Source organism: Niastella soli, from assembly GCF_017742245.1.
GTDB lineage: Bacteria > Bacteroidota > Bacteroidia > Chitinophagales > Chitinophagaceae > Niastella > Niastella soli.
Genome location: NZ_JAGHKO010000003.1, coordinates 72,129 through 91,358, shown reverse-complemented (window position 1 = coordinate 91,358; position 19,230 = coordinate 72,129). Strand labels below are relative to the sequence as shown.

16 protein-coding genes are annotated in these 19,230 nt (G+C 43.2%); 9 read left to right on the top strand and 7 right to left on the bottom strand.

Going from position 1 to position 19,230, the window contains the following annotated elements; genetic code table 11:
* Positions 1-28: 28 nt before the first annotated feature.
* The gene (locus J7I42_RS14485; protein ID WP_209139539.1) at positions 29-1,411 is read left to right on the top strand and encodes a c-type cytochrome; all 1,383 of its coding nucleotides are present in this window, start codon (positions 29-31) and stop codon (positions 1,409-1,411) included.
* A gap of 355 nt (positions 1,412-1,766) precedes the next feature.
* Here J7I42_RS14485 and J7I42_RS14480 read toward each other — a convergent pair whose 3' ends face one another.
* The gene (locus J7I42_RS14480) at positions 1,767-3,380 is read right to left on the bottom strand and encodes a T9SS type A sorting domain-containing protein (protein ID WP_209139538.1); all 1,614 of its coding nucleotides are present in this window, start codon (positions 3,378-3,380) and stop codon (positions 1,767-1,769) included.
* Positions 3,381-3,729: 349 nt separating this feature from the next.
* Here J7I42_RS14480 and J7I42_RS14475 point away from each other — a divergent pair, with 349 nt between their 5' ends.
* Positions 3,730-6,432: a ligase-associated DNA damage response DEXH box helicase gene (locus J7I42_RS14475; protein ID WP_209139537.1), complete on the top strand. Its 2,703-nt coding sequence runs from the start codon at positions 3,730-3,732 to the stop codon at positions 6,430-6,432.
* A gap of 58 nt (positions 6,433-6,490) precedes the next feature.
* Here J7I42_RS14475 and J7I42_RS14470 read toward each other — a convergent pair whose 3' ends face one another.
* A complete protein-coding gene (locus J7I42_RS14470) occupies positions 6,491-6,937 on the bottom strand; it encodes a hypothetical protein (protein WP_209139536.1) in 447 nt (148 codons plus the stop codon).
* A 972-nt stretch (positions 6,938-7,909) separates the two neighbouring features.
* Here J7I42_RS14470 and J7I42_RS14465 point away from each other — a divergent pair.
* The 3 genes from J7I42_RS14465 to J7I42_RS35590 all read left to right on the top strand — a co-directional run bounded on the left by J7I42_RS14465 (position 7,910) and on the right by J7I42_RS35590 (position 11,155).
* Positions 7,910-8,584 carry a response regulator transcription factor gene (locus J7I42_RS14465; protein ID WP_209139535.1) on the top strand — a complete coding sequence of 225 codons (675 nt, stop codon included), beginning with the start codon at positions 7,910-7,912 and terminating at the stop codon, positions 8,582-8,584.
* A gap of 330 nt (positions 8,585-8,914) precedes the next feature.
* The gene (locus tag J7I42_RS14460) at positions 8,915-9,751 is read left to right on the top strand and encodes an aminotransferase class IV (protein WP_209139534.1); all 837 of its coding nucleotides are present in this window, start codon (positions 8,915-8,917) and stop codon (positions 9,749-9,751) included.
* A gap of 93 nt (positions 9,752-9,844) precedes the next feature.
* Positions 9,845-11,155 (top strand): cryptochrome/photolyase family protein, encoded by a 1,311-nt coding sequence (locus tag J7I42_RS35590; RefSeq protein ID WP_317196246.1) that lies wholly within the window; start codon positions 9,845-9,847, stop codon positions 11,153-11,155.
* Here J7I42_RS35590 and J7I42_RS14450 read toward each other — a convergent pair whose 3' ends face one another.
* The 4 genes from J7I42_RS14450 to mqnB all read right to left on the bottom strand — a co-directional run bounded on the left by J7I42_RS14450 (position 11,156) and on the right by mqnB (position 14,558).
* A complete protein-coding gene (locus tag J7I42_RS14450; RefSeq protein WP_209139532.1) occupies positions 11,156-12,145 on the bottom strand; it encodes a phosphotransferase enzyme family protein in 990 nt (329 codons plus the stop codon).
* Between the two features lie 229 nt (positions 12,146-12,374).
* Positions 12,375-12,830, bottom strand: coding sequence for a hypothetical protein (locus J7I42_RS14445; RefSeq protein ID WP_209139531.1), 456 nt, complete (start codon positions 12,828-12,830; stop codon positions 12,375-12,377).
* Between the two features lie 97 nt (positions 12,831-12,927).
* Positions 12,928-13,770 carry a 1,4-dihydroxy-6-naphthoate synthase gene (locus J7I42_RS14440; protein ID WP_209139530.1) on the bottom strand — a complete coding sequence of 281 codons (843 nt, stop codon included), beginning with the start codon at positions 13,768-13,770 and terminating at the stop codon, positions 12,928-12,930.
* A 125-nt stretch (positions 13,771-13,895) separates the two neighbouring features.
* Positions 13,896-14,558 (bottom strand): futalosine hydrolase, encoded by a 663-nt coding sequence (mqnB, locus tag J7I42_RS14435; RefSeq protein WP_209139529.1) that lies wholly within the window; start codon positions 14,556-14,558, stop codon positions 13,896-13,898.
* 263 nt (positions 14,559-14,821) lie between these two features.
* Here mqnB and J7I42_RS14430 point away from each other — a divergent pair, with 263 nt between their 5' ends.
* The 4 genes from J7I42_RS14430 to fabD all read left to right on the top strand — a co-directional run bounded on the left by J7I42_RS14430 (position 14,822) and on the right by fabD (position 17,495).
* Positions 14,822-15,232, top strand: coding sequence for a 6-pyruvoyl trahydropterin synthase family protein (locus tag J7I42_RS14430; RefSeq protein ID WP_209139528.1), 411 nt, complete (start codon positions 14,822-14,824; stop codon positions 15,230-15,232).
* A gap of 66 nt (positions 15,233-15,298) precedes the next feature.
* Positions 15,299-15,712 carry a 6-pyruvoyl trahydropterin synthase family protein gene (locus J7I42_RS14425; protein WP_209139527.1) on the top strand — a complete coding sequence of 138 codons (414 nt, stop codon included), beginning with the start codon at positions 15,299-15,301 and terminating at the stop codon, positions 15,710-15,712.
* Between the two features lie 76 nt (positions 15,713-15,788).
* On the top strand, positions 15,789-16,385 hold the full coding sequence (gene folE / locus J7I42_RS14420; protein ID WP_209139526.1) for a GTP cyclohydrolase I FolE: 597 nt from the start codon (positions 15,789-15,791) through the stop codon (positions 16,383-16,385).
* Positions 16,386-16,604: 219 nt separating this feature from the next.
* The gene (gene fabD, locus J7I42_RS14415; protein ID WP_209139525.1) at positions 16,605-17,495 is read left to right on the top strand and encodes an ACP S-malonyltransferase; all 891 of its coding nucleotides are present in this window, start codon (positions 16,605-16,607) and stop codon (positions 17,493-17,495) included.
* Between the two features lie 189 nt (positions 17,496-17,684).
* On the opposite strand, the gene J7I42_RS14410 is transcribed toward fabD, so the two are convergent.
* Complete coding sequence (locus tag J7I42_RS14410) at positions 17,685-18,995, bottom strand: S41 family peptidase (RefSeq protein WP_209139524.1); 1,311 nt, start codon at positions 18,993-18,995, stop codon at positions 17,685-17,687.
* Positions 18,996-19,230 lie beyond the last annotated feature (235 nt).

The window sequence follows — 19,230 nt, the reverse complement described above, 5'->3', positions numbered from 1 at the left end:
TCGTAACTTAGAGGAATAATCCCAGCGCATGAAAAAATGGATGGTCCTGTGTCTTATTGTGATCAGTGGCGTAGCCTTTACCGGTGTGATAACCAGTGGCGAATATGAACCAGTTCCGGTTCCGCCAAGCGTGCAACGCACAGGAGGCGATGTGCAGAGGGGGTATGAGTACTTAACTACCGGCGAGTATGTAAAAGGCGGTATTCCCTACAAGACCTGGTTGATGGGCGTAGGCAAAAGCAAAACCAATTATCTGCAACGCACGGGTAACAATGCCGATATCTCTCACGAATACAACACGGTTACCGCCGCCAATGGCGAAGTACTGGTGGCGCCTAATTGTATGCAATGCCATGCACAGGTGTTTGATGGTAAACTGGTGATGGGACTGGGTAACACTTTTATTGATTTTACCCATAATGAAAAACTGAATGTAAAAAACCTGCGGGCAGTAGAGAGTCTGTTAAAGCTCACGGCCCCCAATAGATACAAAGCGGCCAAGCCGTTTCTGGATGTAGCTGAAGCCATCACCCCCTACCTTATTGTTAATACCAGGGGAGTGAATACAGCCGATCGGCTGGCAGCAGTACTTGTAGCACATCGCGACCCCATCACATTTAAATGGAACACCGAAGCCCAGTTAGATATACCCGAAGGCGTTATCCCTTCCGATGTACCACCATGGTGGTTACTGAAGAAAAAGAATGCCATGTTCTATAATGGATTTGGCCGTGGTGATTTTGGTCGTTTCCTGATGGCCTCCAACCTGCTCACCGTAAATGATACGGCTGAATCGGCAGAGGTAGATTCACATATGCCCGACCTGCTTGCATATATTTATTCATTGGAACCGCCCAAATATCCCGGCACTATTGATAATGCGCTGGCCACAGAAGGAGAAAAGGTCTTTAATAAAAAATGTTCCGGCTGTCATGGCACCTATGGGGCTACTGAAAAATACCCCAACCTGCTGATCCCCGAAACAGTGATCCAAACAGACTCACTATTATGCAAGAGCAATTATTCCAGTCCCCAGTTTGTTAACTGGTTCAATAAAAGCTGGTTCACAACGGGTGATCACCCGGCCCGACTGGAGCCTTTTATGGGTTATATTGCGCCGCCGCTCGATGGCATTTGGGTAACAGCGCCCTATTTGCATAACGGTTCTATACCAACGTTAGAAGCATTGCTCGACAGCGATCTTCGCCCCACTTACTGGAGCCGCGATTTCGACCAACCAGTTTACGATTACGAAAAAGTAGGCTGGAAATACACTAAAGAACAAAAAGCGCTCGATAAATTCACTTACAATACCGAACAACCTGGTTATGGCAACTATGGTCACACCTTTGGTGACAGGCTGACTGCGAAGGAAAAGAAAGCGGTGCTGGAGTATTTAAAGACTCTTTGAGTTAATAAAGACAGGTTCTTATTTAATGTGCTGTACTTTGGGTTCCAGGCTTCCGTTTTTTAGTTCGTAAATTATTAAGTTCTTGAGTTAACAGTAAGTCACTCCGTAGTGAGTGAGGACTTAGGAAGTAAGCGAGCGTGAAACGTGAAAGCAGAAGCTGGATACTTGAAGTGAGTGGTGTATGAAGATTGAAGTGCGACGTACAATGTGAGCGCATAGCGCGAACCTGCCTTTTACCCATTGCCTACTGCCCATTGCCGCGACGAGGGTTTTCCGTCTACCTTCTGCCGTTTGCCTTAAAAAAGCAAACCCCGCCGAAGCGGGGCCTGATGTGCAAAATAACCCTCGTGTAACATCATTTAATCAGTTTCTCGAAAGAAGTATGTTTGTCTGCTTTTACCTGCACCAGATAAATACCGGGGAGCAGCGCTGTCAAATTACTCATAACAATGGTATTTCTGCCCAACAGTCCTTGCTGTTGAACCTTCTTTACCAATCTGCCACTCGCATCGAACAGCGCTACCTGAATCACTCCGGCTTTCTCCAGTTGCATACTAATTTGCAGAAGATCTTTAAACGGATTGGGGAATACAGCTGTATTTACCGGTAACGTATTCCCGATTTTTATTACAACAATATTGCTATAATAGTAATTCCCATTTAACCCTGTTTCGCGTACCCGGTAATAAACCGTTCCCGTAACACCCGGGGTATCTACATATGAATAAGGGGTGGGTGCATTGGTAGTGTAAGCAGCTGCCATTTTCCCGGCTGGGTTAAACGAACTGCCATCTAGGCTATATTCAATGGTAAAGGAGCGTGCATTGGCTTGTGCATAAGCCCACCAGTTCAATTGAACCTGCCCATTATTATATACAGCCTGTAACGAAGACAATTGCTCCGCCAGTACCGAACACGAAGCCGGGCTCGACATGGTTGGCGTATAATTATTCGTATCCTTCGAGACCAGACCAGTATTATAATTCAGCGCAAATACTGTCCCCGGTACTGATGACTGGTTTACTGTAAGCATGGCGGCCGGGCCATTTCCACTGATAGTCTGATTATTTACAATGCCGGCAACTACATACAAACTGCCATTGCCTTGTATCTGGCCATTATTACTCAATGAGCCGGCAACCCTAACATAGGCATTACTGTTATTGATCCTGAAACTCTCGCCGTTGATGGAGTACGATCCCCCAACCACGAGTAACCCTTCGTTACGGGTGCGGGTAGAAGAAGTAAGTCCGCCAGACACAGTGATCATTCCGGTATTGATCAACGAATCACCTGTTTTATTACTGCTGATGGTATTATTGGAGCCTTTAATAATGGCCTTATTCTGATTTTCAAATGAACCACCGATATTAATATCGCCGGAAAAAGTTATTCTTCCCCAGTTTTTGATAGTAGTGCCATTATCAGTAGTGAGCCCTTGTGCAAAATTCAACACCCCACTGTTCAGAATTTGCGCATTATCCTTCACATTCGTGTTTTGACTGAACGTCATGGTGCCACATCCGGTGTTCGTCACCGTGAGCGCTTTATTCTGGTTCCAACTGGCCCCCCAGGTAAAACTGCCGTTATTGGTAACAGAAGCGCCATCGTCCACAGAAATACTCCCGCTCACCGTACCATTATTAGCAAGCGCGCCGGCAAAATTATTAGCGTTGCTGGGTGCAAAAGTGCCGCCCAACTGTACGGTAACTGTAGAACCTTTTTTTGCATCCAGGTTACCGGTGTAATTACCTCCACTGATTATTACCATGGTGGCCCCATTGTTCAATGTAATGTTTCCTGAAAAAGCGGTAGTTATACAAACTGTTTCCCCACTGGAATAGGTACGGGCAGTATTGAGTGTACTGCCTGCAGGACATTGGGCTTTTACAGCCCGGGTGGAGCATACCACCCATAGTAGCACCAATATCCAACGGATATTGGTATGGGTACGAAATTCAGGTTTCATGCGGATCGAGGGGTTGGGTTGTGCGCGTAAGCAATTCCCAAATACAGGCCAGATAATAAAAGACCAGGCCCATTTAATGGTTTATGCTTATATACCATATTTAAGTATCTGTACCTGGCACACTTATCACTGTATTAAGTTTTTACAGAATTGCTTTTATCAATGGAAGAGAACAAAGTCCAAACACTATTCCTTTCCCTATACCGGAAAACTTTTCCAAATGAGGGAATAAGTTAAAAGCTCTTGAATAATAACCTTCTGTTTGTCCGGAGATCCGGGCGAGCCCAAAAATTCATTAAATTACCCCCCAAAGGAAAAGGCATTCGGGAACCATCCCCTGCCATGTGTTATGAGGCTTCAAACATCTACCGGATACACGATCATCAATAACTGGCTGGCAAATAAAGACCACCATCCGTTTACTTTTCAGGAAGAAACCTGGCAACATATTATTAATGGTAAAAGCGGATTGGTGAACGCCCCCACTGGCTGTGGAAAAACGTTTTCTGTTTTTTTGGGCGCACTTATCGATTTTATCAATCACCATCCCGACAATTGGCAATCGCAAGCAAATAATGGGTTACAACTGTTGTGGATCACTCCCTTACGGGCGCTGGCCAAAGACATTGGCCGGGCCATGGAAGAAGTGATCAGGGAGCTGAATATGCAATGGAAAGTAGGCATCCGCAACGGAGATACCGATATTAACGAACGGCAACGACAAAAACGTCGCATGCCCGAGGTACTGATCATTACACCGGAAAGCCTGCACCTGTTACTGGCGCAAAAAGGCTATCCTGCTGTTTTTGAAACCCTGCAGATCATGGCCGTTGACGAATGGCATGAATTGATCGGCTCTAAAAGGGGTGTTCAGGTTGAGCTGGCCGTTTCAAGATTGGTTGGCCTTCGAAATGCACTCCGTGTATGGGGCATCTCCGCCACTATTGGTAATCTTGAACAGGCCAAAGATGTATTATTATCTCCTGTTTATAATACCCCTTCGGCCGATGAAGACTTGCCAAAGGCGGCTATCGTTAAAGCGAACATTCGCAAAGACGTGGTTATTGAATCCATTATTCCCGACGAAATTGAAAAATATCCCTGGGCCGGGCACCTGGGTCTGAAACTCATACATAAAGTATTGCCCATTTTGAACAAAAGCCGCACTACCCTGATCTTCATCAATACCCGTGGTATGAGTGAACAGTGGTACCAGGCCTTGTTAACTGTGGCCCCCGAGCTGGCAGGCGCTATTGCCCTACACCATGGCAGTATTGAACAGGAGTTACGTATTTGGGTAGAAGAAGCATTACATACCGGCCGCCTGAAAGCCGTGGTATGTACTGCCAGTCTTGACCTGGGTGTTGATTTTCGTCCTGTTGAAACCGTTATACAGGTTGGTTCCCCCAAAGGCGTTGCCCGTTTTTTACAACGCGCCGGCCGCAGCGGTCACAGTCCGGGCGATGTGAGCAAGATCTATTTTCTGCCCACCCATTCGCTGGAGTTGGTAGAAGCTGCTGCACTAAAGAATGCGGTGGAAGAAACATTTATCGAAAGCAAGGAACCGATGTTGTTGTGTTTCGATGTGTTGATCCAATACCTGAGCACCCTGGCCATTTCAGATGGCTTTTTACCGGAACCGCTTTTAAAAGAGATCAGGTCAACCTATTGTTATCGCGATATGACCGACAATGAGTGGATGGCCATTCTGGAATTTATTACTTCTGGCGGCAACGCATTACAGCAATATGATGAATATAAAAAAGTAGAGGTCATAGATGATGTGTTCCGCATTACCAGCCGCCGTATAGCCATGCGGCATCGCATGCATATAGGCACTATCGTAAGCGAGGCCATGATGAAAGTGAAGTTTGTGAGCGGCGGATTTATTGGTGTCATAGAAGAATGGTTCATTACGCGGCTATCGCCCGGTGAAGTGTTTACACTGGCAGGCCGTAACCTGGAGCTGGTAACCATTAAGGATATGACGGCCCTGGTGCGAAAATCAAATTCAAAAAAATCGATCGTGCCCAGCTGGCAGGGTGGCCGCATGCCCCTGAGTGCCAATTTGGGTAAGAAGTTGCGGGAGAAGTTTGAGGAGGCAAGAGATATACAAGTAAAAGGCAATGGGCAATTGGCAATAGGCAATGGGGAAAATCCCGACAAGTCGGGACAGGCTGGCAAACGGCAGACGGCAGAAGGCAAAGAGGAAAAGACATTAGGCAATGGGCAGTGGGCAATAGGCAACGGGGAAAAGGCAGACAGACTCCTGAAGTCAGAAGTAAGAGGTAGGAAAATCGGAGATACATTGCCGATTGCCGATTCACGATTGCCGGATATAGAATTACAGGTCCTTGAACCACTGTTCAAATTACAGGAGACCCTCTCCCACGTTCCCGGTGCAAATGAATTATTGATAGAACATATAGAAACCAAAGATGGGTACCATCTTTTTGTGTATCCATTCGAAGGGCGGTTGGTACATGAAGCCATGGCAGCCATTCTGGCCTGGCGCATCAGCAAAATAACTCCCATTACGTTTTCTTTTGCTATGAATGACTATGGGTTTGAACTATTAAGCGATCAACCCATACCAGTTGACGACACCAATGTTTATGAGCTGTTCAACGCAACCAATTTACTGGCTGATATTCAGCGAAGTGTGAATGCAACAGAGATGGCAAAACGAAAATTCCGCGATATTGCCGTTATTGGCGGGTTGATATTTCAGGGTTATCCCGGCGAGAAAAAGAAAGCAAGACATTTACAATCATCTGCATCGTTATTATTCAATGTATTTTCAGAATACGAGCCGGGCAATTTACTATTAAGACAATCTTATCAGGAAGTTTTCGATCAGCAGATGGAAGAAGTACGGCTGCGCAACATGTTGGAAAGGATACAACGATCTACTATTATCATTACATTTCCGCAGCAGTTAACCCCATTCTGTTTTCCGATAAAAGTAGACAGCATGCGCGAAAATCTCACATCGGAAAAACTGGAAGACAGGGTAAAAAGAATGCAGGCGCAATTGGGAAGCGGCCAGTAAAAACAATGCACGGTTTGCAAACATTCACAAACCGTGCATCGCTGATAAATACAACAAATTATTCCTTTTCGATCTTCACATTGAACTTACCATTGGTAATTTTAACGGTACTTGTAGTAACCCATTTGGTTTCGAGGCCTATCATCTGACGCTCCTGGTATTCTGCAGTTCCGGAAAATGTTCCCGTTACTGTAGTGCTGGTTTTAGAAGTAATAGTAACAACAGCATCACTGCTTACATTCAAATAAGCTTTAGGGACAGCATAATAGCCAAAAGTAACATCATAACTGGCTTGCTTATAAGTTCCGGCTGTCAATCCTTCCACGTTGAACCAGATACGGCTAACAGAATTTGAATCTTTGAAACCAGAAATATGCAGTTCTTTTGGGTAACTGGTGTCGGCTATCAGCCTTCCTTTAAAATCAGTGTGTACTCCATCCAGGTCAGCAGAGAAATAAAGATTATTATTGTTGTTGTCATTTGAATCACCTTTTTTACAGGCCACAACAAACTAGAGGCAAACAAAAGAGAGCAGGTAAAACTTCTTCATAAATAATAGGACTTTAAATAGCAAAATTTTGAAGCCCTTAAACGGGAGAGATACGTGAAGATTGTATCATATCACACTAACTTGATATTCGTGCAGTTTTGCCAATAGACGTGTAGATTTGGGCAATAGGTGTGAAGGAAACTACCTTGATTTGGTTTTTTGGCGGGGACAGCCTTTTCCACATTCGTCCCAAAACGAGAAAATTCCCTTCAGGGGGCAAAAAATGCCTGCCTTTTATTGCCGTACCGCGAAGCACGTAAAAAAAGCAGGCATAAGAAATTTACACACAGCTCTAACCAACAACGTTTAAATACTTTCAGAGGAGCATAAGGTTATTGAACAATGGCGCTCTGAAAAAGAATCCATAAGCTAGGGATTAATACGAGCCAAAACAGCCAGGCCTTTCCAGGTATTGATGTGGGTACGCTGTTTTCAAAGGTTTACAGATGATGCCGGGAATGGATGTACGTGTTTTTACAGGGACAGTATATTGACTAAAAAGTAAAAGGCGAAAAAGAAGTTGATTGACATTGGATTTCACCGGTATTCATTAGATATTGGAAATGACTTTTGGACGGTTGAAACTAAGGACTCTGGACGATACGAGGTTGCCAATCCTCGTCAATCAACTTGGTACCAAAAATAGTAGATAACAAGAATGTGGAAAAGAGCAATATTGCCCTATTTTATTTATTCGGTTTTTACCCCCTAAATTAGTAATATTCACATACTCACGGAGTATGATAACCACCTGGGCATCGTAATCTTACCTTTTAAATTGTTTTAAGTATATTCCGAAATAATATAATTTCGTAAAAATGCTATAGTATTTGTCACGAAAATTTAAGACTTTAGGGCCAAATTTGGATGTCGTGTAATCCGACATTTTTTAGGATCCCTTATCTTATATAAAACAATACAACCCGCATGAAAAAACCTGACACCGAAGGCGTTATTAAAGTAGCCATTGCAGACGACCATGCCCTTTTCAGGGCCGGCGTTCGTACAGCCCTCGCTGCTAAAAGGGATGTAGAGTTAATTGCCGAAGCCGACAATGGCATGCAACTCTTAAACCTGCTCAGACACATTGAACCAGACATCATTTTGCTGGACATTCAGATGCCTATTATGGATGGCATCCAAACCCTGCCTGAGATTCGTAAACTTCGGCCAGAAGCAAAAGTTATCATTCTTTCCATGCACAACGATCATTCAATGATCAGCAAACTCATGGAAATCGGCGCTAACTCTTACCTCACCAAGAACTCTGATTCAGAAACCATTTACCAGGCCATTAGAACCTGCTACGAACAGGAATTCTTTTTTAATGAGCTCACCAACAAGGCCCTGCTTACTGGCTTGCGTACAAAACGCACCGATATTGCCGGCCCCCAGGACGTAAATCTTTCCGAAAAAGAAATCCGGGTTTTGAAACTTATGTGCGAAGAGAAAACGACCAAGGAAATCGCTGATATTGTTGAAATCAGCCCCCGGACCGTAGAAGCTATCCGCGATAAACTCAAAACCAAGACCGGCGCCAAGTCAATGGCCGGACTGGTTATGTATGCGGTAAAAAATGGTATTATTGACCAGAACGTGTGATCCTCCCTTTAAAGAATGAATTAGAACAGTCACATCAGTCAAAATGTCTGTGAAGTCCCCCGATATTTCGGGGGATTTTTTTTGTTCGAACCCCGACAAGGGGTCCATTACTGATATTTTTATGACCTCACAAGGACCTCACAGGGACCTCACAAGGACCTCACAAGGACCTCACAGGGACAAAGTCCTTGTTAAGTCCCTGTTATATCCTTGTCAGGTATTTGTTTATTAGTGTAAATAATCGGCGGCGTTTGCCTACTCTCAATTTACCTCTTCGCTTTTGCCTCAATGCCTTTTTGTCGTTTTGTATTCTTTGCAGAACTTCACCCCATGAACAACTGGTTGTTTTATAATGGCAAAGTAATACCGGCTGAAACGCCTATTATTGCTGCCGGCAATAGAGGACTGCGTTTTGGCGACGGGCTTTTTGAAACTATTAAAGTAGTGAAGAACGAAATGCCCCTTTTCCCTTTGCATATGGAACGATTGAACCGGGGGCTAACCATACTGGGTATGCAATTACCAGCTGATTATACGGCCCAATATATTATCCGGGTTATTTTGGAGCTGTGTAAGCGCAATGCTATTACCGGCGCAGCCCGGATACGCCTTAGCGTCTTTAGGGGAAATGGCACCCTGTTCACTACAGAAGATCAGTATGCCTCCATCATAATTCAGGCAGAACCGCTGGCCAGTGATTACTTGTTGTTAAATGAAACAGGTTTAACCATCGATGTTTGTCCTGGTGTTCAAAAGAGCTGTGATCAGTTGTCCAACCTAAAATCGAACAACTACCTCCCCTATGTTATAGCAGCCCAATATGCGCGGCAACACCAACTGAACGATTGTCTGGTACTGAATACTCATAACCGCATTTGCGATGGTACCATTGCCAACGTATTCCGGGTGCACCAAAACAACATTTATACCCCGCCACTGTCTGAAGGTGGCGTGGCCGGTGTAATGCGGCAATATTTATTGAACGAGCTCTCGAAAGGAGGTTATACGATCCATGAAAAAATATGTACCCCGGAAGAACTGGAAGCGGCGAATGAAGTGTTTTTAACGAATGCATTGTATGGCATTCGTTGGGTAAAACAGTTCAGGAACAAAATTTACAGTAATAATCTGGTTACGATCCTTTACAGGCAGTTCATAGGTTTTTAAGTTATTGAGTTTGTATGTTAAGTTAAAACCCATAACCCGATAACCTAAGGACATAATAACCTAATAACTTGACCTAGTATAAACTAAGCAACTATCAAAAGCATAAACATATTTTGGTTCCGGAGGGATTTAAGATTAGAAGACAATGCCGGGCTTTATCACGCCCTGAAAAGCAATAACCCCGTATTGCCCATTTTTATATTCGACACCTACATCCTGGAACAATTACCAGACAAGAGAGATAGCCGGGTTGAATTTATTCATGATGCATTGACGGGGCTGCAAGACCAATTAAAAGAGCTGGGCTCTACCCTGATCGTATACCACGACACTCCCCTTCAGGCTTTTAAACAACTGGTAAAACACTATACCATTGAGCAGGTATACACCAATCACGATTATGAACCCTATGCGCGGGAACGCGATGACAGCATCGCTCAATTTTTACAGGAACACTCTATTACATTTCACACCTATAAAGACCAGGTGATCTTTGATAAGCTGGAGGTGGTGAAAGATGATGGAAAACCATACACCATATTCACTCCCTACAGCAAGAAATGGAAAGCCAAACTCAACAAATTCTATTTAAAGAGCTATCCGGTAAAAAAATATGTTGGCAATTTTCATCAGCAGGCGGCCAAACGGGTCCCTTCATTAAAAGCGATCGGGTTTGAAAAAACGGATGCCGCATTTCCGGCTGATTCACCTGACAATGCTATTATAAAACATTACGATAAACAACGCGATATTCCGGGGATTACAGGCACCAGTCATTTGGGTGTGCACCTTCGTTTTGGCACCATCTCCATCAGGCAACTGGTGCAGAAAACCATGAAACTGAATGAAACCTTTTTGAATGAACTCATCTGGCGCGATTTCTTTCAAATGATCCTTTGGCATTTTCCGCATGTGGGCCAGGGTAAGGCCTTTAAGGCGGAATATGATTTTATAAAATGGCGCAATAATGAGGAGGAGTTTACCCGCTGGTGCGAAGGTACCACTGGTTACCCTATTGTTGATGCGGGTATGCGCGAATTAAATACCACTGGTTTTATGCACAACCGGGTACGGATGATCACCGCATCCTTTCTGGCCAAACATTTATTGATCGACTGGCGCTGGGGCGAAGCTTATTTCGCAGAAAAACTGCTCGATTATGAACTGGCCAGCAACAATGGCAACTGGCAATGGGCCGCTGGTTGCGGTTGCGATGCGGCGCCGTACTTCAGAATATTCAACCCCTATACACAAACTAAAAAGTTTGATCCCCAAAATACTTACATTAAAAAATGGGTGCCTGAGTATGAAGACGACAGTTACCCCGCCCCCATTGTTGAGCATGATAAAGCACGCGAGCGCTGTTTGGAAACTTATAAAAAAGCATTAGCGAAAGCCCGATAATTACGATGGCAATTGCCAATGCTCGTACAACTTCTTTACCAACACGGTTATATATCGCTTTAGATAAGTTTCGTTCAAAAAGGTGTTGGTCCAGTTCTCGAAACGCCGGCATTGCACGCCAAGGTAAAAGAAATACAAACTCACACTGGCCGCAGGTATTAATTGTTTTTCGGCTTCGGGTATGGGTATTATTGACTCATATCCCTTTAAAAAACTGTTCAGTTTTAAATCGTATTGCCCGGGTTCTTTTTCTGTATTGAATAACTGTAATTGGTAATAGGCAAGATCGAGCAGTAACCAGCCAGTGCCACAAAAATCAAAATCGAAGAGTGTTATTTCTTCATTGTTGTAGATATTCAGGTTATCGAACCAGATATCCAAATGAACAACGCCATTTCTAAATGAGAATGCGGGTGCATTGTTAAACTGTTGTAATAACTGTTGTTGCGCCTGCTTCATCCACTTCATTTCTTCTGTATCAGCATCAATGAAAGGTTTCATGCTTTCAAACGAATCGCTCAACAATACAGCTGGCGTATACTGCACACGATTAAAAGGTAAATTATGCGTTACTTCATGCATGCGGGCCATTATTTCGCCCAGTTTAAAATGAAGTTCGGCGGAATAATTAAGGACCTTTTCTCCTTTTGCATAAGAGAACAACACCCCCATTCGCATGCCTTCCGGTGCAGGAATTTGTTGAATAAAATCGCCCTGCGGATCAGGCAGTGCATATGATACAGGAATATCGTTTTCCTTCAATAGCCGTAACAGTCCGATCTCCTCTGTTATTTCCAATTCAGACCGCCAGTTATAACTGTAGATCCTGAATACATATTTCTGGTTGCCATCGGTTACCAGATAAGCATGATTGATAGCCGCCCGTAATAAACGACAGGTAGTGCCTGCCCCCATGCCATACTGTTGTTGCAGGAATGAAGCCAAATGTGTTGCCGACAGCGTGGAACACACAACTGGAAAAGGTTGCATACTTGATTCTATTTTTATATCAGCGAATAGTGAAAAATGAAATCCCTTAAAATGGGAATAAAGCAGAGGCTGATAAAGAAAGGCAGCGTGCGGATTGCATCCCGACTTTAGTCGGGAAAGGGGAGCAAATATAAATGTCCGTTACTCAACAAAACAAATAAAAAAAAATCGAATGCCGAAGCTGTTATACTTCAACATTCGATATCTAAATATTCAATATTCTACTTTTCTAGTGTTGTGCCATTCTGATGGCCGTGCTACGCAGCTTAAAGTAATAGTCATCAATATCCTGCCCCGACCTAAGTGTTAATGCGGTACCGAAATTATCTGGTTCAACAGCATAGGTAACACAGGCTTTGTCGTATTTACTGCCTGAGGCGCGGGAAGAGAAATAAGCGTTCAGGATAATATCATTGCCGGTAAGAAAAAGGATCTGACCGGTAGAATCGCATTTGATCTTTTGTTTGGGATCGCGTTTACCGTTGATCAGTTCTTTATATATCTTAATTTCTGATTGGTCTGTAATGCTTTCAGAAAGCGTGTCACCATGATTGAAGAATTTCAGGTGTACTTTATCCACATCTTTTAACAGATCGGAAAAATACGTTTTGCCTTTGCTTTTATGCGTGATGCTGCTACAGGAAAACATGGTTAGAACGGCTAAACCAAGGGAAACTTTTTTCATAAATTTACTTTTACAGTAGGCTTGCTTTACAAATCAAACACCCGGTTCAATCCTCTTAACTATTCCCGGTCTTTCAGCAAAGGGCATACCATATTTATTACTCCGTTGTTGCTAAAAAGATTTCTTTATTGTGAGCAGCTATCTTTTTCAATTGTTCGTAAATATCCATAAAAGTATTCACAGCCGCTTTGCCATCGGGACCCAGTTGTAAAGAATAGTTATTCACATACAGGTCAATGTGTTGTCGCATTACCGTTTCACTCATTTCCTGTGAATGTTGTTTTACATACTCAGTTATAAGCGGATAATTTTTGAACGCATATTCCAGGCTGCGTTTTATTAAAGCATCTACCTTTTGCTGCAGGGCGCTGTCGAATGATTTTTTCATTACAATACCACCCAATGGGATAGGATTGCCTGTTTCCTGCTCCCAGTATTCACCCAGATCGACCAGTTTATGCAACCCTTTTTGTTGATAAGTGAAGCGGTTTTCATGAATGATCACCCCGGCATCCACTGCTCCGCTTAAAACAGCATCTTCAATGGCAGAAAACACCATAAATTTCTTTTTGGTAGCCTGCGGATAAGCCAGCGAGAACAACATATGCGCCGTGGTATGTTCACCCGGTATAGCGATGGTCATGTCGTTCACCTGGTTAGTGTCCGCACCAATCTGTTTTGTGATCAACAAAGGACCAACTCCTTTTCCGAGGGCGCCGCCAGCATTCAAAACAATGTATTTATCAAGTAAGAGTGGTAATACCCCATAACTGATCTTTGTTACATCCAGCTTGCCCTGTATAGCCCATTCATTAAGGGTTTGTACATCTTCCAACACAGGCGTTACAGTTATACCTTCTGTATCTATCTTGTTATTTACCAATGCGTCGAAGATAAAGGTATCGTTGGGACAAGGGGAAAATCCTATGGTAAGTTTCATTATCCTTCTATTGTATAATTTGAGTATTAACTATCTGTTTTGGGTACAAGTTGCCCCGCAACTGCGGGGTTATTTAGTTTGTTAGTTAGTAAGTTCTTGAGTTCTGGACTTAATAACAAAAGAACTTACGAACTTACAAACTCAGAATTGACCATTTTTAATAATTGCTCATTCAACAGATCAATCGCATCTTTCATCCTCCACCTCGACTTATCTCTCTCCCCTACCATATTCGATACTGCGCGTAACTGTATAAATGGAATTTTTTCAACCAGGGCCACATAGTGAAAGGCGGCGCCTTCCATTGCCTCAACAACCGGCTGGTATTTTTGTTGTAATTGTTGAATGCGGGCAGGCCTTGTGGTGATCTCATTTACGGTGACTGACTTTACCAGGGGAAGGTTGTATTGTTGCAGCATTTCCACCTGTTTATTCTCCAGGTTCTTACCAGTATAGGGCTCAACGATCTGCGGCAGTCCCATATCGAATATATCTTTAAACTCATTATTTTCTTCTACACCCAGGTCGCCGGTCACTTCTTCTTTTATCAAAACAAGGCTACCAGGGGGATAATCGGCAGAAAAGCTGCCACCAATACCTGCCTGGATCATCAGTTGAGGACGGCGTTTAGCAATGGCTTTTGTGAGCCAGTAGGTGGTGCTCATGCTGCCAATGCCGGTGGTTAGTACTTCGAAGCGGTTATGGCCAATTACACAATCCCGTTCGGCCAAATAATTTATAGTAGGTTGAATTTCAAAATTCGTAGCGGCTACCAGTAATATATCCATGACGCAAAACTAAGGGGTTCGGGTAGAAAGTTGTAGGTAGAAGGCCGTTGAAATTTTAAATTAATAATTAATAGAACGCCTCAGAATGAAGCAATTACCTGCTGCCTACTACTTAAACTGCCTACTTTCAACCTTCAACCACCTCCTTTCTGCTTTCAGTCTTATTCCTTCCTCCCTATACTTTCCACCTAATATCTTCGACGTTGAATCTTGTGCCTTGTGCCTTCGATATTGTACCTTTGCGGCAAATTTTCACGACAACAATGGTGTATCTGACTCGTGTTGAGCATTTTAATGCCGCTCATAAATTGTATAACCCCAACTGGAGCCAGGATCAGAATGAGCAGGTTTTTGGTAAATGTGCGAATGAGAACTGGCATGGTCACAATTACGAATTGTATGTAACCGTAAAAGGCCGGCCTAACCCCGATACGGGTTTTGTATGTGATGTAAAGGCATTGAGCAAGATCATTAATCAATATGTTATTGAGCAATTAGACCATAAGAACCTGAATATGGATGTGCCGTTTATGAAAGATCAGCTTTGCTCAACCGAAAACCTGGCCATCGCCATCTGGAAACAGTTACAGCCGCAAATACCCGCAGGGGTACAATTGCATGGCATTAAACTGTATGAAACACCCCGCATTTTTGTGGAGTATTTTGGCGAATAGATAGAAATTGTCGCCTGTGCGACAATTGGCAAACAAAAAGCTTTTTTACTTTGTATTTTGAATAACATGAGCAATAAAGTAGCTGTTTACCGAAAGGAACATTTTAATGCGGCCCACCGCTTATATAATCCTGCCTGGGATATGGCTAAGAACGATGCGGTGTTTGGCAAGTGTAACAATCCAAATTTTCATGGCCACAACTATGAAGTAGTAGTGAAGGTAACGGGTGTACCTGATCGGGAGACCGGTTATGTGATGGATATGAAAATATTAAGTGACCTCATCAGGGACCATGTACTTGAAAAATTTGATCATAAGAACCTTAACCTGGATACCACTTACTTTAAAACACTGAATCCTACGGCTGAAAATATTTGTGTAGTGATCTATGACCTGTTGCGTGCACAAATTGCCCCCCAACTCGACTTGCAGGTGCGGTTGTATGAAACAGAAAGAAATTTTGTAGAGTATCCCGCGTAATGGTAAATGGTGATTAGCAAACACATTCATTTTTAATCCCAACATTAAGTAAGCATAAATAACTAAATCATCGGAAATGGCCTTCAAAAAAATTGAACAGTACGACGAGAAAATAATGCCGGGGCTAATAAACCATTACCGCGAATCATTAAAACTGCTGGGCGAGGATCCTGAACGGGAAGGATTGGTGAAAACGCCGGAACGCGTTGCCAAAGCCATGCAATATATGATGCAGGGTTACGACCAGGATGCAAGGGCTATTTTAAATTCAGCCAAGTTTAAAGAGTCTGTAAGCGAAATGATCCTGGTAAAAGATATTGAGCTTTATAGTATGTGTGAACATCATATGCTACCTTTTTTTGGAAAAGCGCATATTGCCTATATTCCTAATGGATATATCACTGGATTAAGTAAACTTGCCCGGGTTGTTGATGTATATGCCCGCCGTTTGCAGGTCCAGGAGCGTCTTACCACTCAAATACTGGATGTGATAAAAGAAACATTGAATCCACTCGGTGTTGCTGTGGTTATTGAAGCCAAACACCTATGTATGATGATGCGGGGTGTGCAAAAACAAAATTCAGTAACAACAACTTCTGCTTTTTGGGGCGAATTTGAGAAGAATGAAACACGTAGTGAATTTACAAAGTTAATTACCAGCAGATTACATTGATATCGGTTGACAAGTTGACAAGTTAACACGTTAACTTGTCAACTTCTTAACGCCAACTACAGACTCTTTTAATTATTGTTTTAGTCCTTCTATTTTTGTGAAAATCCAAAAAGATATCTACGAAATTTGTATTTATCATTTCTTACCCCACTTCCGACTTCTTTTTTGGATAGTTAAAACCTTTGTGGCATTTTTGTTTATTAAACCCCTTTTTACATTATGACACATGCCTTTGTGTTCCCGGGACAGGGGTCCCAGTTTCCGGGGATGGGAAAAGACCATTATGAAAACAGCGCTTTTGCTAAAAGATTATTTGAACAGGCGAATGAGATCGTGGGGTTTCGTATTTCCGATATCATGTTTAACGGCACTGAAGAAGATCTGAAACAAACCAGGGTAACACAACCCGCCATTTTTCTTCATTCTGTTATAGCCTTTAAAGGCATTGATAATGCCCGCCCTGAAATGGTTGCCGGCCATTCATTGGGTGAGTTCTCAGCATTAGTGGCTAATGGCGTATTGAGCTTTGAAGATGGATTAAAATTGGTAAGTATCCGGGCTACAGCTATGCAAAAAGCCTGTGAAACAAATCCTTCTACCATGGCGGCCGTTCTGGGTCTTGATGATGCCAAGGTTGAAGAAATTTGTGCGCTTGTTCAGGAAGAAACCAACGAAATAGTTGTACCGGCCAATTATAATTGCCCGGGCCAGCTGGTGATCAGCGGTACCATCAAAGGAATTGAAGTGGCCATTGAACGTTTGAAAGCTGCAGGCGCTAAACGCGCATTGGTATTACCCGTAAGCGGCGCTTTCCACTCGCCTTTAATGGAATCTGCCAAAGCCGAGTTATCGAAAGCCATTGACGCTACAACCTTCTATCATCCTAATTGCCCTGTTTACCAAAACGTTGTGGCGAAAGCAGTAGGCAACAAAGAAGATATTAAACAAAATCTCATTGATCAGCTCACCAGCGCGGTTAGATGGACTCAAAGTATCAAGACCATGATCACCGACGGTGGCACTCATTTTACTGAATGCGGTCCTGGCAAAGTATTGCAAGGTCTGATTGGTAAAATTGACAAGAAAGTTACTACTGATGGCGTAAGCTAAGCCAATAGGCAACCGATGTCGGCTTAGCTGAGAGCAGTAAGCAAGAACGAACTCGTTACCCCTTAACATACAAAAGTGGGTCATCCAAGAGATGATCCACTTTTGTTTTTTAGGTGGGTCACTCTTTCAGAGTGGCTCACCTTGTATTTTGGCGCCGAGCCATCGGCCGCTGGCGGATGACCCTCCTTTTTATCTCAACATTCCTTTGAATTTTGTTTTAGCAAGGCTGGTATTACCCATTATTACATCATCGCTTAGGCCGGCGCGTTGCTGCGGCGTTACATTCATGCGGGCATAACTGCCATTGCCTATAAAGTGCAATACGGCACTTAAACACTCTTCGTCCTCGTCGCCCCAGTCTTTATCAAGACCATCAACTACCTGGTGATTAAGGGTTAACCCATTAAAATAATTTCCTTCCCCGTCTTTATTAACTGTACGGAATGATACCGGGAAAACATACCAGTCAAATACAGCCAAAGGATAAAAACCAACCGGTTTACCATGTGTATGGGTGGGACCGATCAATTGTACATCCATATAAGGTATTAAACTGTTTATCAACAGTTCACTGGCCGAAGCGGTATTCTGGCTTACAATAAAGAACAGCCGGTTGAGGTTAAGATTGCCTTTTTTCTCAAAACGCTCGGTGGTATTATAAGCGATGTATTTGTCGTTGAACTCTTCAGTAAGCATAACCCCTTTGTCTCCGGCTGTAGGTACCAGGTAATCCGCCAGCAGGTTCTGCACCGACACATAACCACCGCCGTTATAGCGCAGATCAACCACCATATCCTGTACATGCTGATCGCTGAACTTATTAAAGATGCGGGCAAATTCATTTCTGATCTCGATGGTATCACCCAGGAAGGAATTGAACACAAAATATCCGGTTTTACTACTACCCGTGTTATATACAGTGTCGAACAACAACGGATGTTCTTTATAAGAGGAAGCCCTTAATGAAATAGTAGTATCCGTATTGTTGGGGCGGCCAAATACAAATGTGCCTACAGGGCTTTGATACACGGCTCTGATGATATCGTTGGAATTGGCTACCGTGAGATTGGTGCCGCCATTGATCTGTTTAATGTGCCAGCTGCGTTTGATACCCGCTTTGCCGGCAGGGGATTCCCGTTCTACATACGAAACCCGCAGATCGTCGTTGGAGAAGAAAAAGATGTTCATGCCGAAATCGCCGCCAATACCGGTGCTCAATGCGTTCCAGTCAGATTTCAACATCGCGAAACTCCATCTGTCTACAGGTAAATTGAACCCCGGTTCTTCACTATAGGCCCTGATGCCTTCCATAACGGCATTGGGATCGGAGAACATATGGGCGTCGAATGAAGCAGGGATATTATTATGCCACAAATAAATTTCACGCGCAACGTTCACAGTGGTGTCGTTCTTGACCTCACTACTTATTACGTCATGATCTTTTCTGCAGCTTATTAGCGAAAATCCAATTATGATAGCCCCTGCTACAATCGTTTTCATAAAAAGAAACTGAACATTTTCTATGTGACTACACAAATGAAAGTAAATCACAATACTATGACTGATCTCAGGAATAAAGTTGCTAATTCCAATGGACAATTTACATAGGCAGGGATAACTTTAACAATTTACAACTATTTGGAGAAAAAGTTCAGTGAAATAGGAAACTGAAGTAAGAAGCAGGAAGTACGAAAAACCGATTTTCGACCCCCTATCTACCTCCTACTTCCTACTT